The organism is Kitasatospora sp. NPDC056327 (assembly GCF_042261735.1).
GTDB lineage: Bacteria > Actinomycetota > Actinomycetes > Streptomycetales > Streptomycetaceae > Kitasatospora.
Genome location: NZ_JBHJRC010000190.1, coordinates 1 through 16,054 on the forward strand (window position 1 = coordinate 1; position 16,054 = coordinate 16,054).

12 protein-coding genes are annotated in these 16,054 nt (G+C 74.6%); 4 read left to right on the forward strand and 8 right to left on the reverse strand.

Features of this window, described 5'->3' with window-relative positions; all coding sequences use genetic code 11:
* Positions 1-92 precede the first annotated feature (92 nt).
* The 4 genes from ACFCX4_RS24585 to ACFCX4_RS24600 all read right to left on the reverse strand — a co-directional run bounded on the left by ACFCX4_RS24585 (position 93) and on the right by ACFCX4_RS24600 (position 5,967).
* Positions 93-1,778, reverse strand: coding sequence for an ABC transporter family substrate-binding protein (locus ACFCX4_RS24585; RefSeq protein WP_376146133.1), 1,686 nt, complete (start codon positions 1,776-1,778; stop codon positions 93-95).
* A gap of 61 nt (positions 1,779-1,839) precedes the next feature.
* A complete protein-coding gene (locus tag ACFCX4_RS24590; RefSeq protein ID WP_376146136.1) occupies positions 1,840-4,023 on the reverse strand; it encodes a dipeptide ABC transporter ATP-binding protein in 2,184 nt (727 codons plus the stop codon).
* Positions 4,020-4,970, reverse strand: a complete 951-nt coding sequence (locus ACFCX4_RS24595) for an ABC transporter permease (RefSeq protein WP_376146139.1) — start codon at positions 4,968-4,970, stop codon at positions 4,020-4,022. The genes ACFCX4_RS24590 and ACFCX4_RS24595 overlap by 4 nt, the downstream gene beginning before the upstream one ends.
* A 13-nt stretch (positions 4,971-4,983) precedes the next feature.
* A complete protein-coding gene (locus ACFCX4_RS24600) occupies positions 4,984-5,967 on the reverse strand; it encodes an ABC transporter permease (RefSeq protein WP_376146167.1) in 984 nt (327 codons plus the stop codon).
* A gap of 401 nt (positions 5,968-6,368) precedes the next feature.
* Here ACFCX4_RS24600 and ACFCX4_RS24605 point away from each other — a divergent pair, with 401 nt between their 5' ends.
* Positions 6,369-7,424: an LLM class flavin-dependent oxidoreductase gene (locus tag ACFCX4_RS24605; RefSeq protein ID WP_376146142.1), complete on the forward strand. Its 1,056-nt coding sequence runs from the start codon at positions 6,369-6,371 to the stop codon at positions 7,422-7,424.
* A gap of 3 nt (positions 7,425-7,427) precedes the next feature.
* Here ACFCX4_RS24605 and ACFCX4_RS24610 read toward each other — a convergent pair whose 3' ends face one another.
* Together ACFCX4_RS24610 and ACFCX4_RS24615 are read right to left on the reverse strand one after the other, a co-directional pair.
* Positions 7,428-7,883, reverse strand: a complete 456-nt coding sequence (locus tag ACFCX4_RS24610; RefSeq protein ID WP_376146145.1) for a MarR family winged helix-turn-helix transcriptional regulator — start codon at positions 7,881-7,883, stop codon at positions 7,428-7,430.
* Positions 7,884-8,035: 152 nt separating this feature from the next.
* On the reverse strand, positions 8,036-9,049 hold the full coding sequence (locus tag ACFCX4_RS24615) for a GlxA family transcriptional regulator (RefSeq protein WP_376146148.1): 1,014 nt from the start codon (positions 9,047-9,049) through the stop codon (positions 8,036-8,038).
* A gap of 71 nt (positions 9,050-9,120) precedes the next feature.
* Between ACFCX4_RS24615 and ACFCX4_RS24620 the strand changes: the two genes are divergently transcribed.
* Positions 9,121-9,753 carry an HD domain-containing protein gene (locus ACFCX4_RS24620; RefSeq protein WP_376146151.1) on the forward strand — a complete coding sequence of 211 codons (633 nt, stop codon included), beginning with the start codon at positions 9,121-9,123 and terminating at the stop codon, positions 9,751-9,753.
* A gap of 301 nt (positions 9,754-10,054) precedes the next feature.
* On the opposite strand, the gene ACFCX4_RS24625 is transcribed toward ACFCX4_RS24620, so the two are convergent.
* Both ACFCX4_RS24625 and ACFCX4_RS24630 read right to left on the reverse strand, forming a co-directional pair.
* A complete protein-coding gene (locus tag ACFCX4_RS24625) occupies positions 10,055-12,406 on the reverse strand; it encodes a hypothetical protein (RefSeq protein WP_376146154.1) in 2,352 nt (783 codons plus the stop codon).
* Between the two features lie 280 nt (positions 12,407-12,686).
* Complete coding sequence (locus ACFCX4_RS24630; RefSeq protein ID WP_376146157.1) at positions 12,687-14,162, reverse strand: MFS transporter; 1,476 nt, start codon at positions 14,160-14,162, stop codon at positions 12,687-12,689.
* Positions 14,163-14,397: 235 nt separating this feature from the next.
* On the opposite strand from ACFCX4_RS24630, the gene ACFCX4_RS24635 reads away from it, so the two are divergent.
* Positions 14,398-15,240 carry a helix-turn-helix domain-containing protein gene (locus ACFCX4_RS24635; protein ID WP_376146160.1) on the forward strand — a complete coding sequence of 281 codons (843 nt, stop codon included), beginning with the start codon at positions 14,398-14,400 and terminating at the stop codon, positions 15,238-15,240.
* Positions 15,241-15,567: 327 nt separating this feature from the next.
* Complete coding sequence (locus ACFCX4_RS24640) at positions 15,568-15,942, forward strand: hypothetical protein (protein WP_376146164.1); 375 nt, start codon at positions 15,568-15,570, stop codon at positions 15,940-15,942.
* Positions 15,943-16,054 lie beyond the last annotated feature (112 nt).

The window sequence follows — 16,054 nt, forward strand, 5'->3', positions numbered from 1 at the left end:
CCCCGGCCGGGGAGCGGGCCCGCTTCGCATGCTCGACAACGCGTGGTGACACCGCCGTTGCCGGGACGAGGGCGGGGAGGGGCGGGGCGGCGCTACTTCTGCCAGCCGATGGTCTCGGGGAGCGGGCTGTGGAAGATGGTGGCGCCCACGTTGGCGAGGCCCTTGCGGAGGCCGTAGATGGAGGGGCCGCTGTAGAGGGGCAGCAGGGCGTGCTGCTGGAGGGCCTTCTGCTCCAGCTTGTTGACGGCCGCGATCTGCTCGCCGAGGTCGGCGATGTCCCCGGTGGCGCGGATCTCCCGGTCGAGCTCGGGAGTGCCGGCCCCGGTGATGTTGGACTCACGGTCCGAGCAGTAGAAGTCGCACAGGTACCGCGCGCCGAAGGGGTCCGTCGAGCGGTTGCCGGAGATGAAGAGGTCGAAGCGGCGCTCGCTGAGCACCTTGGAGAACTCGTTCGAGGAGACCTTGTTGATCTCCAGCTTCACGCCGACGGCCTTGAGCATCGCGGCGAACGCCCCGGCGACGCCCTTCTCGATGGGGTCGTCGCCGAGCAGGGTGTAGCCGAGCTGCAGTTCCTTGCCGTCCTTGGTGCGGATGCCGTCGGCCCCGGGCTTCCAGCCGGCCGCGTCCAGGGTCTTCCGCGCGTCCTCCGGGTCGTGCTTCAGCACGGCGGAGACGTTGTCCTGGTAGCCCCCCTGGAAGCTGTAGAGCACCGCCGAGCCGGGCAGCGCCTCGTTGTAGTCGAGGCCCTGGAAGCGGATCTTCGCTATCTGCGCGCGGTCGATGCTCTCCTGCACCGCCTTGCGGACCTGGATGTCACCGAGGAGCGGGGACTTGGTGTTGAGGTACAGCGCGTACTCGAAGGGGCTGCCGCCGCTGCGGACCTCGGCGTCCTTGACCGTCCGCACCTGCTTGAGGTTCTCCGCGTCCCCGACGGGGGCGTAGTCGATCTCGCCGTTCTTGAAGGCGTTGATCGACGCGGCGCGCTCCAGGTTGACGTAGACGCGCTTGTCGAGCTTGCCCTTGCGGCCCCACCAGTTGGGGTTGCGCACGAAGGTGATGTTGCCGGACTGCGCGTCCCAGGTGCCGACGGTGTACGGTCCGGCGCCCCATTCGGGATGGGCCGTCTTGACGTACGCCTTGTTGAAGTTCTCGACGGTGGCGGCCTGGGGGTGCAGGAAGGTGGTGAACAGCGCGGACCAGGCGGCGTTGACGCCCTTGAAGGTGATGACCGCCTGCTTGTCGTCGGCGCCCCGGGTGACGGAGGTGATGCGGTCGTAGCCGTCGGTGGAGGAGGCCGCGAACTCCTTCTCCGAGCCGTTGTTGGCCTTCCAGGTGGCTTCGATGGCCCGCCAGTCGATCGGGGTGCCGTCGTTGAACACGGCCTTGGGGTTGATGGTGATGACGACCTTCTGGTCGCCGCCCTCCACCGACACCTTCACGTCGCTGTAGTAGTCCGGGTTGTACTGCACCTCGCCGGCGGGCGAGTAGGTGATGGCGTCGGCGTTGTACCAGGACCAGATCCGCAGCGTGTTCAGGGTGCCGTTGACGTTGAAGGGGTTGCCCTGCTCGTCGAAGGTGCCCGCGGTGGTGTAGGTGCCGCCGTCCTTGAGGTTCTCGTACGGCTGCGGGTTGTAGTCGGTGACCGAGGACGCGGCCTTCGCGGTGCCCCCGGTCTCCTGCCCGGCGGAGCCGCCGGAGGAGGACGAGGAGGTGCACGCGGTGGCGGCGACCGAGACGGCCGCGACGAGCGCGAGGGGCAGGGCGAGCTTCCGACGCATGGGTTGTCCTTGCTGGGAATCGATGAGGAGGAGTGGGGCGGGAAGGGTGGCGGAGCCGGTGTCAGACGGCGTGGCAGGCGTACTGGTGGTCGGAGCCGTCCGGAGCGGCGACGGTCGCCGGCCGCTGGGTGCGGCAGCGGTTCCGCACGCTCTCGTCGGCCACCTGGTGGAGCGGACAGCGGTCGACGAACACGCAGCCCTCCGGCAGCCGGGCGGCACTGGGCTGTTCACCCGTCAGGACGATGCGCTCGCGGTGGCGTTCGCGTTCCGGATCGGGCAGCGGGATGGCGGACAGCAGGGCCCTGGTGTACGGGTGCCGGGGCCGGGCGAAGATCTCCTCGGTGGCACCGGACTCGACGACGTGTCCGAGGTACATCACCGCGATGCGGTCGGAGAAGTAGCGCACCACGGCCAGGTCGTGCGCCACCACCAGGTAGGCCAGGCCCAGTTCGCGCTTCAGCCGGGCGAGCAGGTTGATGATCTCGGCCTGCACGGAGACGTCCAGGGCGGACAGCGGCTCGTCGAGGACCAGCAGCCTCGGTTCGAGGGCGAGGGCGCGGGCGATGCCGACCCGCTGGCGCTGGCCGCCGGAGAGGGCGGCGGGGAAGCGGTCGCCCGTGGCGCGGTCCAGGCCCACGAGGTCCAGGAGCCGGGTGACCCCGGAGCGGACGGCCGCCCGGTCGGTTCCGGCGGCCTGGAGCGGTTCGGCCAGCAGGTCGTAGACCGTCAGCCGGGGGTCCAGGGCGTCCGTCGGGTCCTGGAGGACGATCTGGATGTCGCGCCGCAGCTCGCGCACCCGGGCGGCCGTGCCCAGCGTGGCGACGTCGGTGCCGGCCACCTCGACACGGCCGCCCTCGGGGGCGCGCAGCCGCAGCACCTCGCGCAGCGTGGTGGTCTTGCCGCTGCCGGACTCGCCGACCAGGCCGAGGGTCTCGCCGGCGCGCAGTTCGAAGCTGACCCGGTTGACCGCGTGCAGGGTCCCCACCCGGCGCTTGAGCAGGGCGCCCCTGGTCACGGGGAACGTCTTGACGAGGTCCTCGACGCGCAGGACCACCTCCCCCGCGGGGCGCTCCCCGGACCGGGCCGGGGGCACCTGCGCGGCCTCCCCGGCCGGGTCGAGGTTCCCGTCGGCGATCTCCCGCGCGCGGTGGCAGGCGGCCTGGGCCGGACGCCCGGCCGGTGCCGGCGGCTCCGCCGGAGTCGCCCCCGTCGCGCCCGCCCCGTCCACGCCCGGCTCCCGCTCGGTCAGGTCGTCCGTCGCGGTCGGCCCCGTCGCGGTCAGCTCCGGCTCGGTGGTCCGGCACACGTCGACGGCCACCGCGCAGCGGGGCGCGAAGGGGCAGCCGGCGGACAGCCCGACCAGGGACGGCGGCTCGCCGCCGATCGGGACCAGGGGCCGCGCGACCCCGCCGTCCACGGTCGGGATGCTCGCCAGCAGGCGGGCGGTGTAGGGCATCGTCGGACGGCGGAAGAGCTCGTCCACGCCCGCGTGCTCGACGATCCGCCCGGCGTACATGACGGCGACGTCGTCGGCGTGGCCGGCCACCACGCCCAGGTCGTGGGTGATCAGGACGAGGCCGGCGCCGGTCTCGCGCTGGGCCAGGCGCAGCACGTCGAGGATCTGGGCCTGGACGGTGACGTCGAGCGCCGTGGTGGGCTCGTCGGCGACGAGCACCGAGGGCTTGTTGGCGATGGCCAGGGCGATGACGACGCGTTGGCGCATGCCGCCGGAGAACTCGTGCGGGAACGACTTGGCGCGTTCGCGCGGGTCGGGGATGCCGACCAGGTCGAGCAGTTCCACCGCCTCTTCCCAGGCGTCCTTCCTGGACAGCTCGCGGTGCACGCGCAGGGCCTGGGAGAGCAGTCGGCCGACGCTGAAGATGGGCGTGAGCGCGGACATCGGGTCCTGGAAGACCATGCCGATGTCCTTGCCGCGCACCCGGGAGAGTTCCGCGTCGTCCATCGCGGCCAGGTCGCGGCCGCCGAGCAGGATGCGGCCGCCGAGCCGCGCGGTGGGCGGCAGCAGGCCCATGACGGCGAGGGCGGTGGCGGACTTGCCGGAGCCGGACTCGCCGACGATGCCCAGGGTGCGCCCGGGCAGGAGGTCGAAGCCGACGCCGCGCACGGCCTCCACCGGTCCGGCCTCGGAGGGGAAGGTGACGCTCAGGTCGCGGACGGACAGGACGGGTGCGGGCCCGGTGGGTCCCGCCGCGGGCGCGGTGGGTCGAGCGGGTGCGAGGGTCATCGTCGGCCTCCTGCCGCGCCGGTGGTGGACGTGGGGTCGAGGGCGTCGCGCAGGCCGTCGCCGACGAAGGTCATCGAGACGGTGAGCAGCACGGTCAGCCCGGCGGGGAAGGCGAAGAGCCAGGGCGCGCTGGTGATGGTGCCCGCGCCGTCGGCGAGCATCGTGCCGAGCGACACGTCCGGGGTCTGGACGCCGAAGCCGAGGAAGGACAGGGCGGTCTCGCTGAGCACGGTGGAGACCACGCCCAGGGTGAGGTTGACGATGAGCAGGGAGCCCAGGTTGGGGATGATGTGGCGCAACACGATGCGCAGCGGGCGCACGCCCATGTACTCGGCGGCACGCACGTAGTCGCGTTCCCGCAGGGACGTCGACACCGACCAGACCACACGGGCGGTGGACATCCAGCCGAACACGGTCAGGACGAGGATGAGGACCCGCCAGTCGCCCGCCAGCCGGTGCGAGACCAGGGCGAGGATGAGGAAGGAGGGCACGATCAGCAGGAAGTGGATGAGGGCGAGGGTGGCCTTCTCGACCCGGCCCCCCAGGTAGGCCGCGCCGGCGCCCACGACCGCGGCGATGGCGACGGTCAGCAGCGAGACGGTCACCGCGATCACCAGCGAGCGCTGGAGGCCGTGCACGGCCTCGGCGTAGACGTCGTTGCCGCCCTGGTTGGTGCCGAACCAGTGCTCGGCGCCGGGCGGCCGGGTCAGGGCAGCGAAGTCGGCGTCCGCGAAGTGGTACGGGGTGAAGAGGTCGCCGAGCGCGCTGAACAGCACGAGCAGCAGGAGGATCACCACACCGGCGACGGCGGTCCGGTTGCGCAGGAAGCGGCGCAGGTAGAGGCGGCGCCGGCCGAGGTAGCGCCGGTCGTGCGCGCCGGACGGGCGGGCGGCGGCCGGGCCGGGCGCGGCCGCGAGGACGCCCTCGGTGGTCGCTTCGGGACTCACAGGGGTGCCCAACTCAGCTCACCCGCACTCTCGGGTCGAGAAGAACGGTGGCGATGTCCGCGAGGATCGCGCCGACCGCGGTGAGCGCGGCGGCGAAGGCGGCGGTCGCCACGGTGCCGTGCACGTCGTTCTTGTTGATGGTCTGGATGAAGTACTGGCCCATGCCGTTCCAGCCGAAGATCGTCTCGGTGAGGACCGCGCCGGTGAACACGGCCGGGATGCTGAAGGCCACGGACTGGGCGGTGGGGATCAGCGCGGTGCGCAGGGCGTGCCGGCGGACCGCCTGGGCCCGGGTGAGTCCGGTGGCCCGGGCGGTGCGCACGAAGTCGGAGCCGATGACGTCCAGCAGCAGGGAGCGCTGGGTGAGGTGGTAGCCGACGTACCCCGTCAGCGTCAGCGTCAGCGTCGGCAGGATCAGGTGCGCCAGCCGGTCGCCGAGCGTGGCCCAGAACCCTTCGACGTCGGGGGACTTCTCGCCCGCGACGTACAGGAAGTGCCAGCCGGCCTGTTCGTTCAGCCGGATGGCCAGCAGCACCAGGGCGAGTGCGGCGATGGAGACCGGGACGTTGAAGAGCGCCATGGACAGGGCCTGGGCGGTCCGGTCCCGCCAGCCGTACTGGCGCGAGGCGGTGTGGACGGCGAGCGCGACACCGACGACGACGGACAGGACCGTCGCGCCGATCACGAGTTGGGCGCTGACCAGGGAGCGGTGGCCGATCTCCCCGTTCACCGCGACCCCGACCGGGGAGCGGCCCCAGTCGAAGTGGAGGACCACCCCGGTCAGCCAGTCCCACCAGCGGTGGAGCAGCGGCTCGTGCGGGTCGAGGTTGTAGGGGGCCAGGGCCCGGGAGATCTGCTCCTCGGTGCGGACCGGGCGCAGCTCCTTGAAGTTCGAGCGCGGGTCGAGGAACCAACTGGCCAGGAAGTAGGTCGCGTTGGTGGCCACGGCGATGACCAGGAACCAGCCCGCGGCTCTGCGTGTCACGTACCGGAGCACGGATGCCACCTCCCCACCGGATGCGGCGGGTGCGCCTGGGAGGCGCCGGGGGTGGGGCAGGAGCGAGGCATGCGGGTGGAACTTTCTGGATCCAGGGGGTGGGTGCACGACCGTGCGGGGACCAGTCTGTGTGCGAGCGACACTCCGCGCCAGGGATCGAGGCGTTTGGACACGAAGACGAAACACCCCCGTTGCAGACGGACGTGTCCGCGTCATGTTTGCTTCGCGTCGCAGGTGGGAGGGGTCGCCGCGATCCCCTGGACCGCGGTCGGACCCGACCCCCCGACACGCGCCGGAACGCGTGGACGCTCCGTACGACCGCCTCGGCCGATCGTCGTATTGACGCGGCGGAAGGCCCGCACCCAGAGTTCACATGTGAACTCATCGGGAGGGGTGCGGTCGTGAAGTTCCTGGCAAGCACATTGGTCCCCAAGAGGAGCAGGGGCCCGGGGAGCCCGCCGCTCAGCAGGGCGGAGCGGTACACCGAGCTGATCGAACTCGCACAGTGGGCCGAGCGGACGGGGTACGACGCGTTCGGGGTCGGCGAGCGCCACAACCCGGACCTGCTGTCGGCGTCACCCGCGGTGATCCTGTCCAACATCGCCGCCCGGACGTCCCGGATCCGGCTCGTCACCGCGGTCGCGGTGCTGTCGCTCACCGACCCCGTCCGCTCCGCGGAGGACTACGCCACCCTCGACCAACTCAGCGGAGGCCGGCTCGACCTGATCATCGGCAAGGGCGGCGACCCGGTCGCGCCGAGCGTCTTCGGCGTCGACCCGGCCGACCTGTGGGACCGGCTGGAGGAGGGCTACGGGCTGCTCCGGCGGCTGTGGCGGGAGGAGACGGTCACCTGGGAGGGCCGCTACCGGCCGAAGCTGACCGGGGCCTCCCTCGAACCACGCCCGTTCCAGCGGCCGGCACCCCGGGTCTGGCACGGCTCGGCCACCGACCGGCGCTCCACCGAACTGGCCGCGCGCTGGGGGGACCCGCTGTACTCGGCCAACGGCACCGCCCGCGTCGACCACTACCTGGACCTGGTCGCCCACTACCGCGAGCGGCTCGCCTTCCACGGCCACGACCCCGACACCGCGCTGGTCGGCGTGGGCGTGCACTCCCCCGTCATCGCCGACCGCTCGCAGGACGCCCTGGCGATCGCCCGGCCGATGTTCGAGGCCTCGGTCGCGGAACACTACGGCGACCGCACCCGGTTCCCGTTCGACTCCCTGGAGGACTTCCTCCGGAACGGGTCGGCGCTGGTCGGCACCGCCGAGCAGATCACCGAGAAACTCCTCGGCCTGCAGCGGAGGTTCGGCAACCAGGTGTTCGGCGTGGGGGTGGAGGGGTTCTTCTCGACCTACACGACCGAACTGGCCGTCACCCGCGGCCACCTCGAACGGTTCTTCGCCGAGGTCGCCCCCGTGCTGCGGGCCGAGGTCCCCACCACCGTGTGGGAGTGACCGTCAGTCCGACGGCTCCCGGCGCACATGGGCCCGGATCTTCGCGGAGATGGCGATCAGCCGGTCCACCTCCTCCGCGGTCAGCGCGCCGATCAGCTCCTCCCGGATGTGCCGGGCGCGGTACGCCTGCGCCCGGCGGAACACCGACAGCCCGTGCGGGGTGAGGGACACCGCGGTGGCACGGGCGTCACCGGGCACCGGCCGCCGCTCCACCAGCCCGCGCCGCTCCATGCGTCCGACGTGCTGGTGGAGCCGGCTCTTGCCGAACATCAGGACCTTCGCGAGTTCGAACGCGCGCAGCGTGTGGCCCACGGCGTTGCCCAGTCCGTCCAGCACCTGCCAGTCCGGCTCGGAGAGCCCGGTGTCCTGCTGGAGCCTGCGGGTCAGCACCTGCCACAGCTCGGCGTCCATGTGGAAGAAGGCGTCCCACAGCGCACGTTCGCGCTCTCGCTGCCGCATGGCTCCACACTGTAGCGAGGCACCGCCGGCGGCGGGCAGGCCGGGGAGCGGCTTCCCCGGTGCGGGCCCGCGCCGCGCGTCGGCGCCGGGCGGGTCCGCGCGGGTCCGCGCGGGTCCGCGCGGCGCGGGACGGATCGGCGCCCGGAGCCTCCTCAGGCGCGGAAGGTCGTCCGGTAGTCCGACGGCGAGGTGCCGACGTGCCGGTGGAAGGCGGCACGGAACGCCGCGGGGCTGCCCAGCCCGCTGAGGCGGGCGACCTGCTCGACGGGAGCGGCCGTCGTCTCCAGGAGCTCTCGGGCCCAGTCGATCCGCGCGGCGGTCAGCCAGGCCATCGGCGAGGTGTCCGTCTCGTGCTGGAAGCGGCGGATGAACGTGCGGCGCGACATGTGCGCGCGCCGGGCCAGCTCGTCCACGCTGTGGCGGTGCGCGAGGTTGTCGAGCATCCAGGCGCGGACCGGGGCCAGCTCGTCACCGCGGCCGACGGGCCGGAAGCGGTCGATGAACTGGGCCTGGCCACCGGGGCGCTGCGGCGGTGCGACGAGCGCGCGGGCCCGGTCGTTGGCGGCCGCGGCGCCGTGGTCGCGCCGGATGATGTGCAGGCACAGGTCGATGCCGGCGGTCACCCCGGCGGAGGTGAGGATGTCGCCGTCGTCGACGTAGAGCTGGTTCGGACGGACGTCGACGAGGGGGTAGCGGCGCTGGAGGTCGGCGGCGTCCCGCCAGTGGGTCGTCGCGGGGCGCCCGTCCAGCAGCCCGGCGGCGGCCAGCGCGAACGCCCCGGTGCAGATGGACACCAGGCGCGCGCCGCGGGCGTGCGCCGAGCGGATCGCCGCCAGGACCGCGGGGGGCGGTGGAGCCTCCGGGTCCTCGTACCCGGGGACGACGACGGTGTCGGCGTCCCCCAGCGCCTCCAGGCCGGCGGGCGCGGTGACCGTGAAGCCGCCGCAGTGGACCGGCCCGGCCCCCGGGTCCGCGCAGACGGTGACCCGGTAGTGCGGTTCCGGCCCGAAGGCCTGCACCGGTATGCCCAGGTCCAGCGGGAGGACGCCGGGCAGCGCCAGCACGGCGACCCGGTGCGCGGCCGGGCCGCCGGGCGCGCTCCCGGGCCAGGGGTGCGGCCGGCCTGCGGACCCGTTCGCGGGCCGGTGTCCTTCGGCGGTCGACATGGCACGATCCTAGCGACAATGGCCCCCCGTGCCACTGTCGGCCCCGGGCACGGCGTTCGTAGCCTGCGTCCATGGACTTCTCACTCGACCTGCCGACCGGCCCCCTCGCCGAGGCCGTGCTCGCCGCCGCACGGGCCTCCGAGAGCCCGGCGGTGGCCAACCACAGCGTGCGCAGCTTCCTCTTCGCCCAGATCCTCGCCGCCCACGAGGGCTGCCTGGAGGACTCCGCCTACGACCGCGACCTGCTGTTCGCCGCGACCGTCCTCCACGACCTCGGCGCGGGCGACCTGGCGGCCGGCGAGGCCCGCTTCGAGGTCGAGGGCGCCGACCTCGCGGCGGCTCTCCTGCGGCGCCACGCCGTCCCCGAGGCGGACGTCGACCGGGTGTGGGAGGCGATCGCCCTGCACACCTCGCCCGGGATCGCGGAGCGCCGCGGCCTGCTCTGCCACCTCACCCGTGAGGGCGTGGGCACCGACTTCGGACGCAACGCGGAAATCGTCGCCCGCTGGGAGAAGCGGATCCACGCCGCCCACCCCCGGCTCAGGATGGTCCGCTCCCTCGTCGACGCGATCGTGGAGCGCGCCGCCCGCTCGGAGGCCGCGGCCCTCCGGTACACGCTCGGCGGCGAACTCCTGCACGAACGCCGGGCCGCCGGGGTCACCACCCTGGAACTCGCCGCGGCCTCCTGCCCCTGGGGCGAGTAGCCGGCCGCCGCCCGGGGCCCCGCCGGAGCGTCCTTCGCGGCGGCTTCCTCCGTGTTCCGGACGGGACGACGTCCCGGGCGGCCGGGCCGCCCGGGACGGTCGGGACGGTCGCGCGGTACGGGCTGCTGCCGGGCGCGGTGATCGACGCCGACCCCGGCGAGCGCGGTGGTGCGCTTCGCGGTCACCCGCGTGCAGGACCCGCCACAGCCCCCGGGTCCTTGTTCCCGGTGCGGTACCGCCCGCTGCCGCAGTGGTCGGAGCCCCGGAACGCCCCGGACCGGTCGCCCGCCCCGGGGCCGGGCTACCCCGCGGCGGTCAGGGTGGCCGCCGGGCCGCCGATCCTCGTCCAGCGGGTGGGGTCGCCGCTGGGTGCCTCGTAGACGGCGCTGCGGTCGGGCGCGAGGCGGAAGATGTGGTCCTTCGTGACGGCGAACCCGGCCCCCGCCTCGCTGACGGGGTCCCAGAACTGGGGCCGGCGGCTGTAGCGCAGGAAGGTGCCCCGGTCGGGGCTGGTGGCGAACACGTCCGACGGGCCGGCGTAGAGCTCCTGGGCCGGGCCGCCGATGAGGCTCCAGTCGCTGCCCGTGCCGTCCCACTGGAGCACCTGCCTGCGGTCCGGCGAGAGTCCGTAGAGGTGGGTGTCGCTGACGGCGAAGGCCGCCCCCTCGTTGCCCACGTAGGGCCAGAAGTCCTTCTCCTCGTCGTAGCGGAAGATCCGGGTGTTGCGCGGATCGGTCGCGAACAGGCCCGCCGCGCCCCCGAACAGCCGCCCGGCCGGGCCGCCCACCCTGGTCCAGCCGGTTCCGGTGCCGTTCCAGCGGAAGACGCCGGTGTGGTCCGGGGCGAGGCGGTAGAGCCGGCTGCCGCTGATCGCGAAGTCCGCGCCGGGCTCGCCGACGGGCGTCCAGCTGCCGGGGGTCCCGCCGTAGCCGAGCAGCCGCTTGTCGTCCGCGTCCACGACGAACACCCCGGCCCGTCCGGCGACGACCCGCTCCGCCGGGCCCCCGATGCGGGTCCAGGCCGTGCCGCTGCCCTGCCATTGGTAGACGGCCCGGTCGTCCGGGGAGATCGAGTACAGCGCGCCCGGCGCGGAGGGCACGACCGCGGACCGTGCCGACGGTTCGGGCACCGTGACGGGCGGGACGTCCGGTGTGCCCCGGTCCTGCGGGGTGCTCGACGCCCCGGGCGGCGGCGCCGAGGTCGCACCGGCCGCCGGCGCCCCCGGCGCGGTTGTCCCGTCGCCGGGAGGCAGGGCGGCCGACGGAGGCGCCGTCAGGGCGGCGGTACCGGACGGAGGAGCGGACGGCGACCGGGGGGCCGTCGACAGCGGCCCCGGCAGGGGCGCCCTGTCGGCCGGGGACGGAACCGGGGCGGGCGCCGTCGGCGCCCGGCCGTCCGCCCCCGGGGAGGCCGGACCGGCAGGGGTTCCACCCGCGGACCAGGACGGGGAGGGAGCCGGGGGCCCCGCGGAGTCGACGACCGCCGGCACGTGCCGGATGTCACCCGCGTACGGCACCGACGCACCCGGCACGGCGACCGGCCCGCCGACCCGGGTGCCGAGCAGCACCCCGGCCAGCACCAGCACCACGGCCGCCAGGACGGCGGTGACCGCCCGGGAACGCCTCCGCCCCGGACCGGCGGCGGGCCCGCCCGTGGACGGGGCGACGCGCACCGGGCCGAGGCGGACAACGGGGCCGGGCGGACAGTCGTCCGCACCGCCGACGACCTCGCCGCGGACAATCCGGGGAAGCGGTGGGCGGTACGGCACCGCGAGGGACCGGCCGTACGTCGCCAGGCTCCGGGCGGCGGCCTCGCGTTCCCCGGTCACGTGGTCCCCGGCCCCGGCTTCCCCGGCCCCACGGTGCCCGACGAGGTCACCGGCCGTCCGCCGCAGCACCGGCAGGTGCGCCCGCGCCCGGTCGATCACCGCCGGCTCGGTGCCGGGCAGCCGGTCCTCGTCCGCCCGGGTGCGCGTCCCGGGCCCGACGGCCGGCCGCCCGGTGGTGGTCGGTTCCGCTTCCGGGTCCACCTCCCGCTCCGGTGCAGCCGGCTGCTGCGCCGCCCGCCGCACCTCCTCCGCGGTCCGCCGCAGTCGCCGCACCTCGGCCAGACAGCGCGCGACCTCCCGCAGGCGGGACCGGCGCGGCTCCGCCGCGTCCCCGCCGGCCCGCCCCGGCGGAGCCGCACCGGTGCCGTCCGGGGCCCGGTCGCCCAGTTCCCCCCGCAGTTCGGCCACGGCCGCGGTCAACGCGCGGATCAGCTCGTCCGCCTCCGCCACGTCCGCCTCGGCCCGGCTCTGCGCCTGCCGGGCCCGGTCGATCGCCTGCTGCGCGTCGGCCCGCCCCCGCGCCGGACGCCGCACACCCCGGGCCGCGGCCGCAGCCTCCTCGTGCAGTCGAGCGGCGCGGGCCAGCAACACCCTCCGGGCCTGCGGCTCCGGCGCCCGGTCGTGAACCAGCCGCTCCAGCAGATGCCACGGGATGTCCTTCTCCCCCGACCGGTACTCGCTCCAACTGGTCTTGCCCGCGCGGTGGCGCCGGGCGAGTTCGCGGACGGTGATCCCGGACGTCACCTCCCGCACGAACCGTGCCAGGTCGTCAGCCTGGTCGGTCTCCCCCTTGAGCCGCCCCTGCGGGCGTCCGACACCAGCCACCCCGTACCCCCTCGGCCTGTCCACGGCCCGCCCGGACCGCTCGTCTCCCCGACCGGACAGGCCTCTGTCGGTACACCATCAGACACGCCCGGCCGCACGGCCTCCACCGTTTCTTCGGACAAACTTTTCCGGACGGCGACACCCGGCGCGGGGCCCGCGCCGCCCGGCCTCCACCGGCGGGCGCCGGCCGAGGCCGGGCGCGGCCCCCTGCGAGGTGCGGCCCCGGCGGTTCCTCCGTGCGCGGGACCGCACCCGGTCGGCCGGCGGGCCCCTCGGGGTCTCACCGCTTCGTGAGGCGGGCGGTGGCCGGGAGGCCGACGAGGAGGAGGAGCCCGGCCGCGGCGGCGTAGGCGAGGTGGTGGCCGGAGAGCGGGAGGTCACCGAGCCCCGGTCCGCCCACGGCCTGGGCGGTGCCGGCCAGCACGGTGGGCCCGATCCCGCTGCCGATCTGCAGTGCGGTGGCCGTCACCGCCGAGGCCGTGCCGTGCGCCCGGTCGGGCACGTTGCGCAGGCCCGTGACCGTCATGGCGGGGAAGGCGAGGCCCTGACCGATCCCGGTGACGACCAGGCCCGCCAGGACCGGCCCGGCGTACGGGCTGTCCTCCCCCGCCGCACACCACAGCAGCACGCCGCCGGCCGTCAGGAGAAGGCCGGTCAGCAGGAGGGGGCGCGGACCGCGGGACTTCATCAGCCGCCCGCAGAGCAGCGCCGCGCCGGCCACGGCGAGGCTGACCGGAAGGACCGCCAGGCCCGAGGAGGCCGGGGACATGCCCCGCACCTGCTGGAGGTAGAGGGGCAGCAGGAACAGCGAGCCGGTGACGCAGAAGTAGAACGCGGCGGCCACGACCGCCGCCGTCCGGACACCGCGGGTGCGCAGGAGGTCCCCGTCCAGCAGGACGGCGTCCCCCGCCCGGGTACGGCCGCGGTACCACCAGAGGCCCCCGGCGGCCACGGCCGCGAGCAGCGTCACGGCCGCGAGCGGACCGCCCCCGGGACGGGCCGCCACGTCCGCGCCGAGGATGACCAGCGTGATCGCCGCCACCAGCGCCCCGGCACCCGGCAGGTCCAGCGCACCACGGCGGTGCGGCACGCCCGCCGGCAGCCACCGCACGGCGGCCGCCACGGTGCCCACCGCCACCAGTGCCTGGAGCGCGAACACCCACCGCCAGCCGGCGGCGCTGGTGATCACACCGCCCAGGACCAGCCCCGCCCCGTAGCAGCCCGCCTGGGCGGAGGAGAACACCCCCAGCGCGCGCGAGCGCATCGGCCCGTCCGGGTACACCGACATCAGCAGCGCCGTGGCCGCCGGCATGGTGACCGCCGCACCCGCACCCTGCAGCACCCGCCCCACCACGACCACCCAGAACACCGGCGCCGCGAACGCCAGGACGGCGCCGGCGGCCAGGGTCACCAGGCCACCGGCCAGCACCCGCCGGCGGCGCAGCCGGTCGGCCATCGCCCCGCCGCACAGCAGCAGGCCGGCGAACGCGAGGGCGTAGCCGGTCACCGCCCAGGACAGGTTCTGCGCCGACGTCCCGAACCGTGCGCCGATGGACGGCAGCGCGCTGTTGAGGACGGCGACACCGCCCGCGTCGAGGCCCGCCGCCGCGCTCAGCACGACCAGCGGCGCGTACCGGACGGGCCCCGGCCCGCCGGGGCGGGCCCGGACGGCGGGACCGCCGGACGCGGACGGGGAGAGCGGGGCCGGGGAGAGCGGGGCCGGGGAGGTCGGCTCACCGGGGTGGCGCGCGGGCATGGACGGACTCCAGGGACGGCGGACGCGGGGAGGTCGCACGGCAGGGCACCGCGCGGGCACGGCTGCGGCCCGGCACAGCAGGCCGTCCGGCCGTCCGGCCGCACCGCGCGGCACGATCGGCAGCCAGTCTGGAACGCGGCCCGCACCACGACGAGACACCGCCCCGGGCAGGCACCGCCGGGGGTGGCCCTGGCAGGGCTACCCCCGGCGCCGGAACCGACCCGATACTCGACGCATGGCACCATCAGCGGCACCTCCCGAACTGGCCCGCTTCCTCCGCGCCCGCCGGGCCCGGCTCACCCCGGAAGCCGCGGGCCTGCCCCGTACCACCACCCGCCGGCTCAGCGGCCTGCGCAGGGCCGAGGTCGCCACCCTCGCCGGCATCAGCCCCGAGTACTACACCCGGCTCGAACAGGGCCGTCAGCGCCGCCCCTCCCCCGAGGTCCTGGACGCCCTCGCCACCGCCCTGCAGCTCGACGCCGACGCCCGCCGGCACCTCCACCACCTCGCCGCCGGCACCCCCGCCCGCCCGGCGGGCACCACCCCCGCCCTCCCGGACGTCCCCGAGGCCACCCTCCGGCTGCTCGACTCCCTCACGCCCTGGCCCGCGCACGTGGTCACCCCCGTGCGCGACGTCCTCGCCTGGAACGCCGCCGAGGCCTGGCTGCTCCTCGACTACGACGAACTGCCGGCCGAGCAGCGAAACTTCGCCTGGTTCGTCTTCTGCGACCCCCGGGCACCGCAGCTCCTCACGGACTGGGAGAAGACGGCCCGCGGCAACGTCCACCGCCTGCGGCACGCGATGGCCGCCGACCCGCACAACGAACGCGGCACCCGGCTCGTGGCCGACCTCACCGAACACAGCACCCGGTTCGCCGAGTTCTGGGAGGAACACGACGTCCGCGGACCCGCCACCGGCAGCCACGGCTTCCACCACCCCCTGGCCGGCCGCCTCGACCTCGACTACACCGCCTACGTGATCCCCGGCCCCCACAAGCTCGAACTCGTCGTCCTGACCGCCCCCGAGGGCTCCCCCACCCACACGGCCCTGACCCGGTCCGCGACCACGCGCCACTGACCCCGCCGCACCCTCCCCCGCGCCGGCGCCGGCGGAGTCCGAGCGGGAGGCTCCGACAGGGGCGGTGCCCCGGGAGGGACCGCCCTCCCCGCCGGAGAAACGGTGAATCCGTCGAACGACGGGCCGCTCGCCGCTTTCCCGGTCCTCGGGCGCTGTTCGCCACCCGGATCCGCACAGTTCGACAATCGGAAGGAAAGCACGACTCATTCCGCAATCAACCGAGTTCGTGGACGTTTGGCCCGATCTCCCCTTCCGGGGCACCGAACCGGTGGATAACGTGCCATGGCATGTAACCGACAGGAATGTCACCGGCAGAGAGGTCGTCCGATGAACGTCCGCAAGAAGCTCGCCACGCTGGCTGCCGCGGTCCCGCTGTTGTTGGGCGCGGGGGTTGCGGCCGCGCCGGCCGCATCGGCCACGGAGACCTGCGGCAGCGGCTACGTCTGCATCTACGAGGGCGACTTCTGGGACGGGAACCATCACGCACTGGTGTACCGGTTCTACGAGTACGGGACCTACAACGTGTACAACCTCATCGGCCAGTACACCGTGTTGAACTGCCAGACGGACGGCGCGGGGGCCACGGGTTACACGGGCTGGAACGGCGGGGGAAGCGTTGCCTGGTCGCTCCCGACCAACAACTGCGGAGGGGGCCTCAGGACGGACCTCACGTCCACGTACTCCGTGCGGCTGTACGCCTGATCGCTCGCGCCCGCGCGACCGGCCGAGCCGGCGCGAGCGCCGGGAACGCGGGGAGAGGCAAGAAGCGCGGGCGGCCGACGGGGCCGCCCGCGCCAGGGCGCGCTTGCGGACC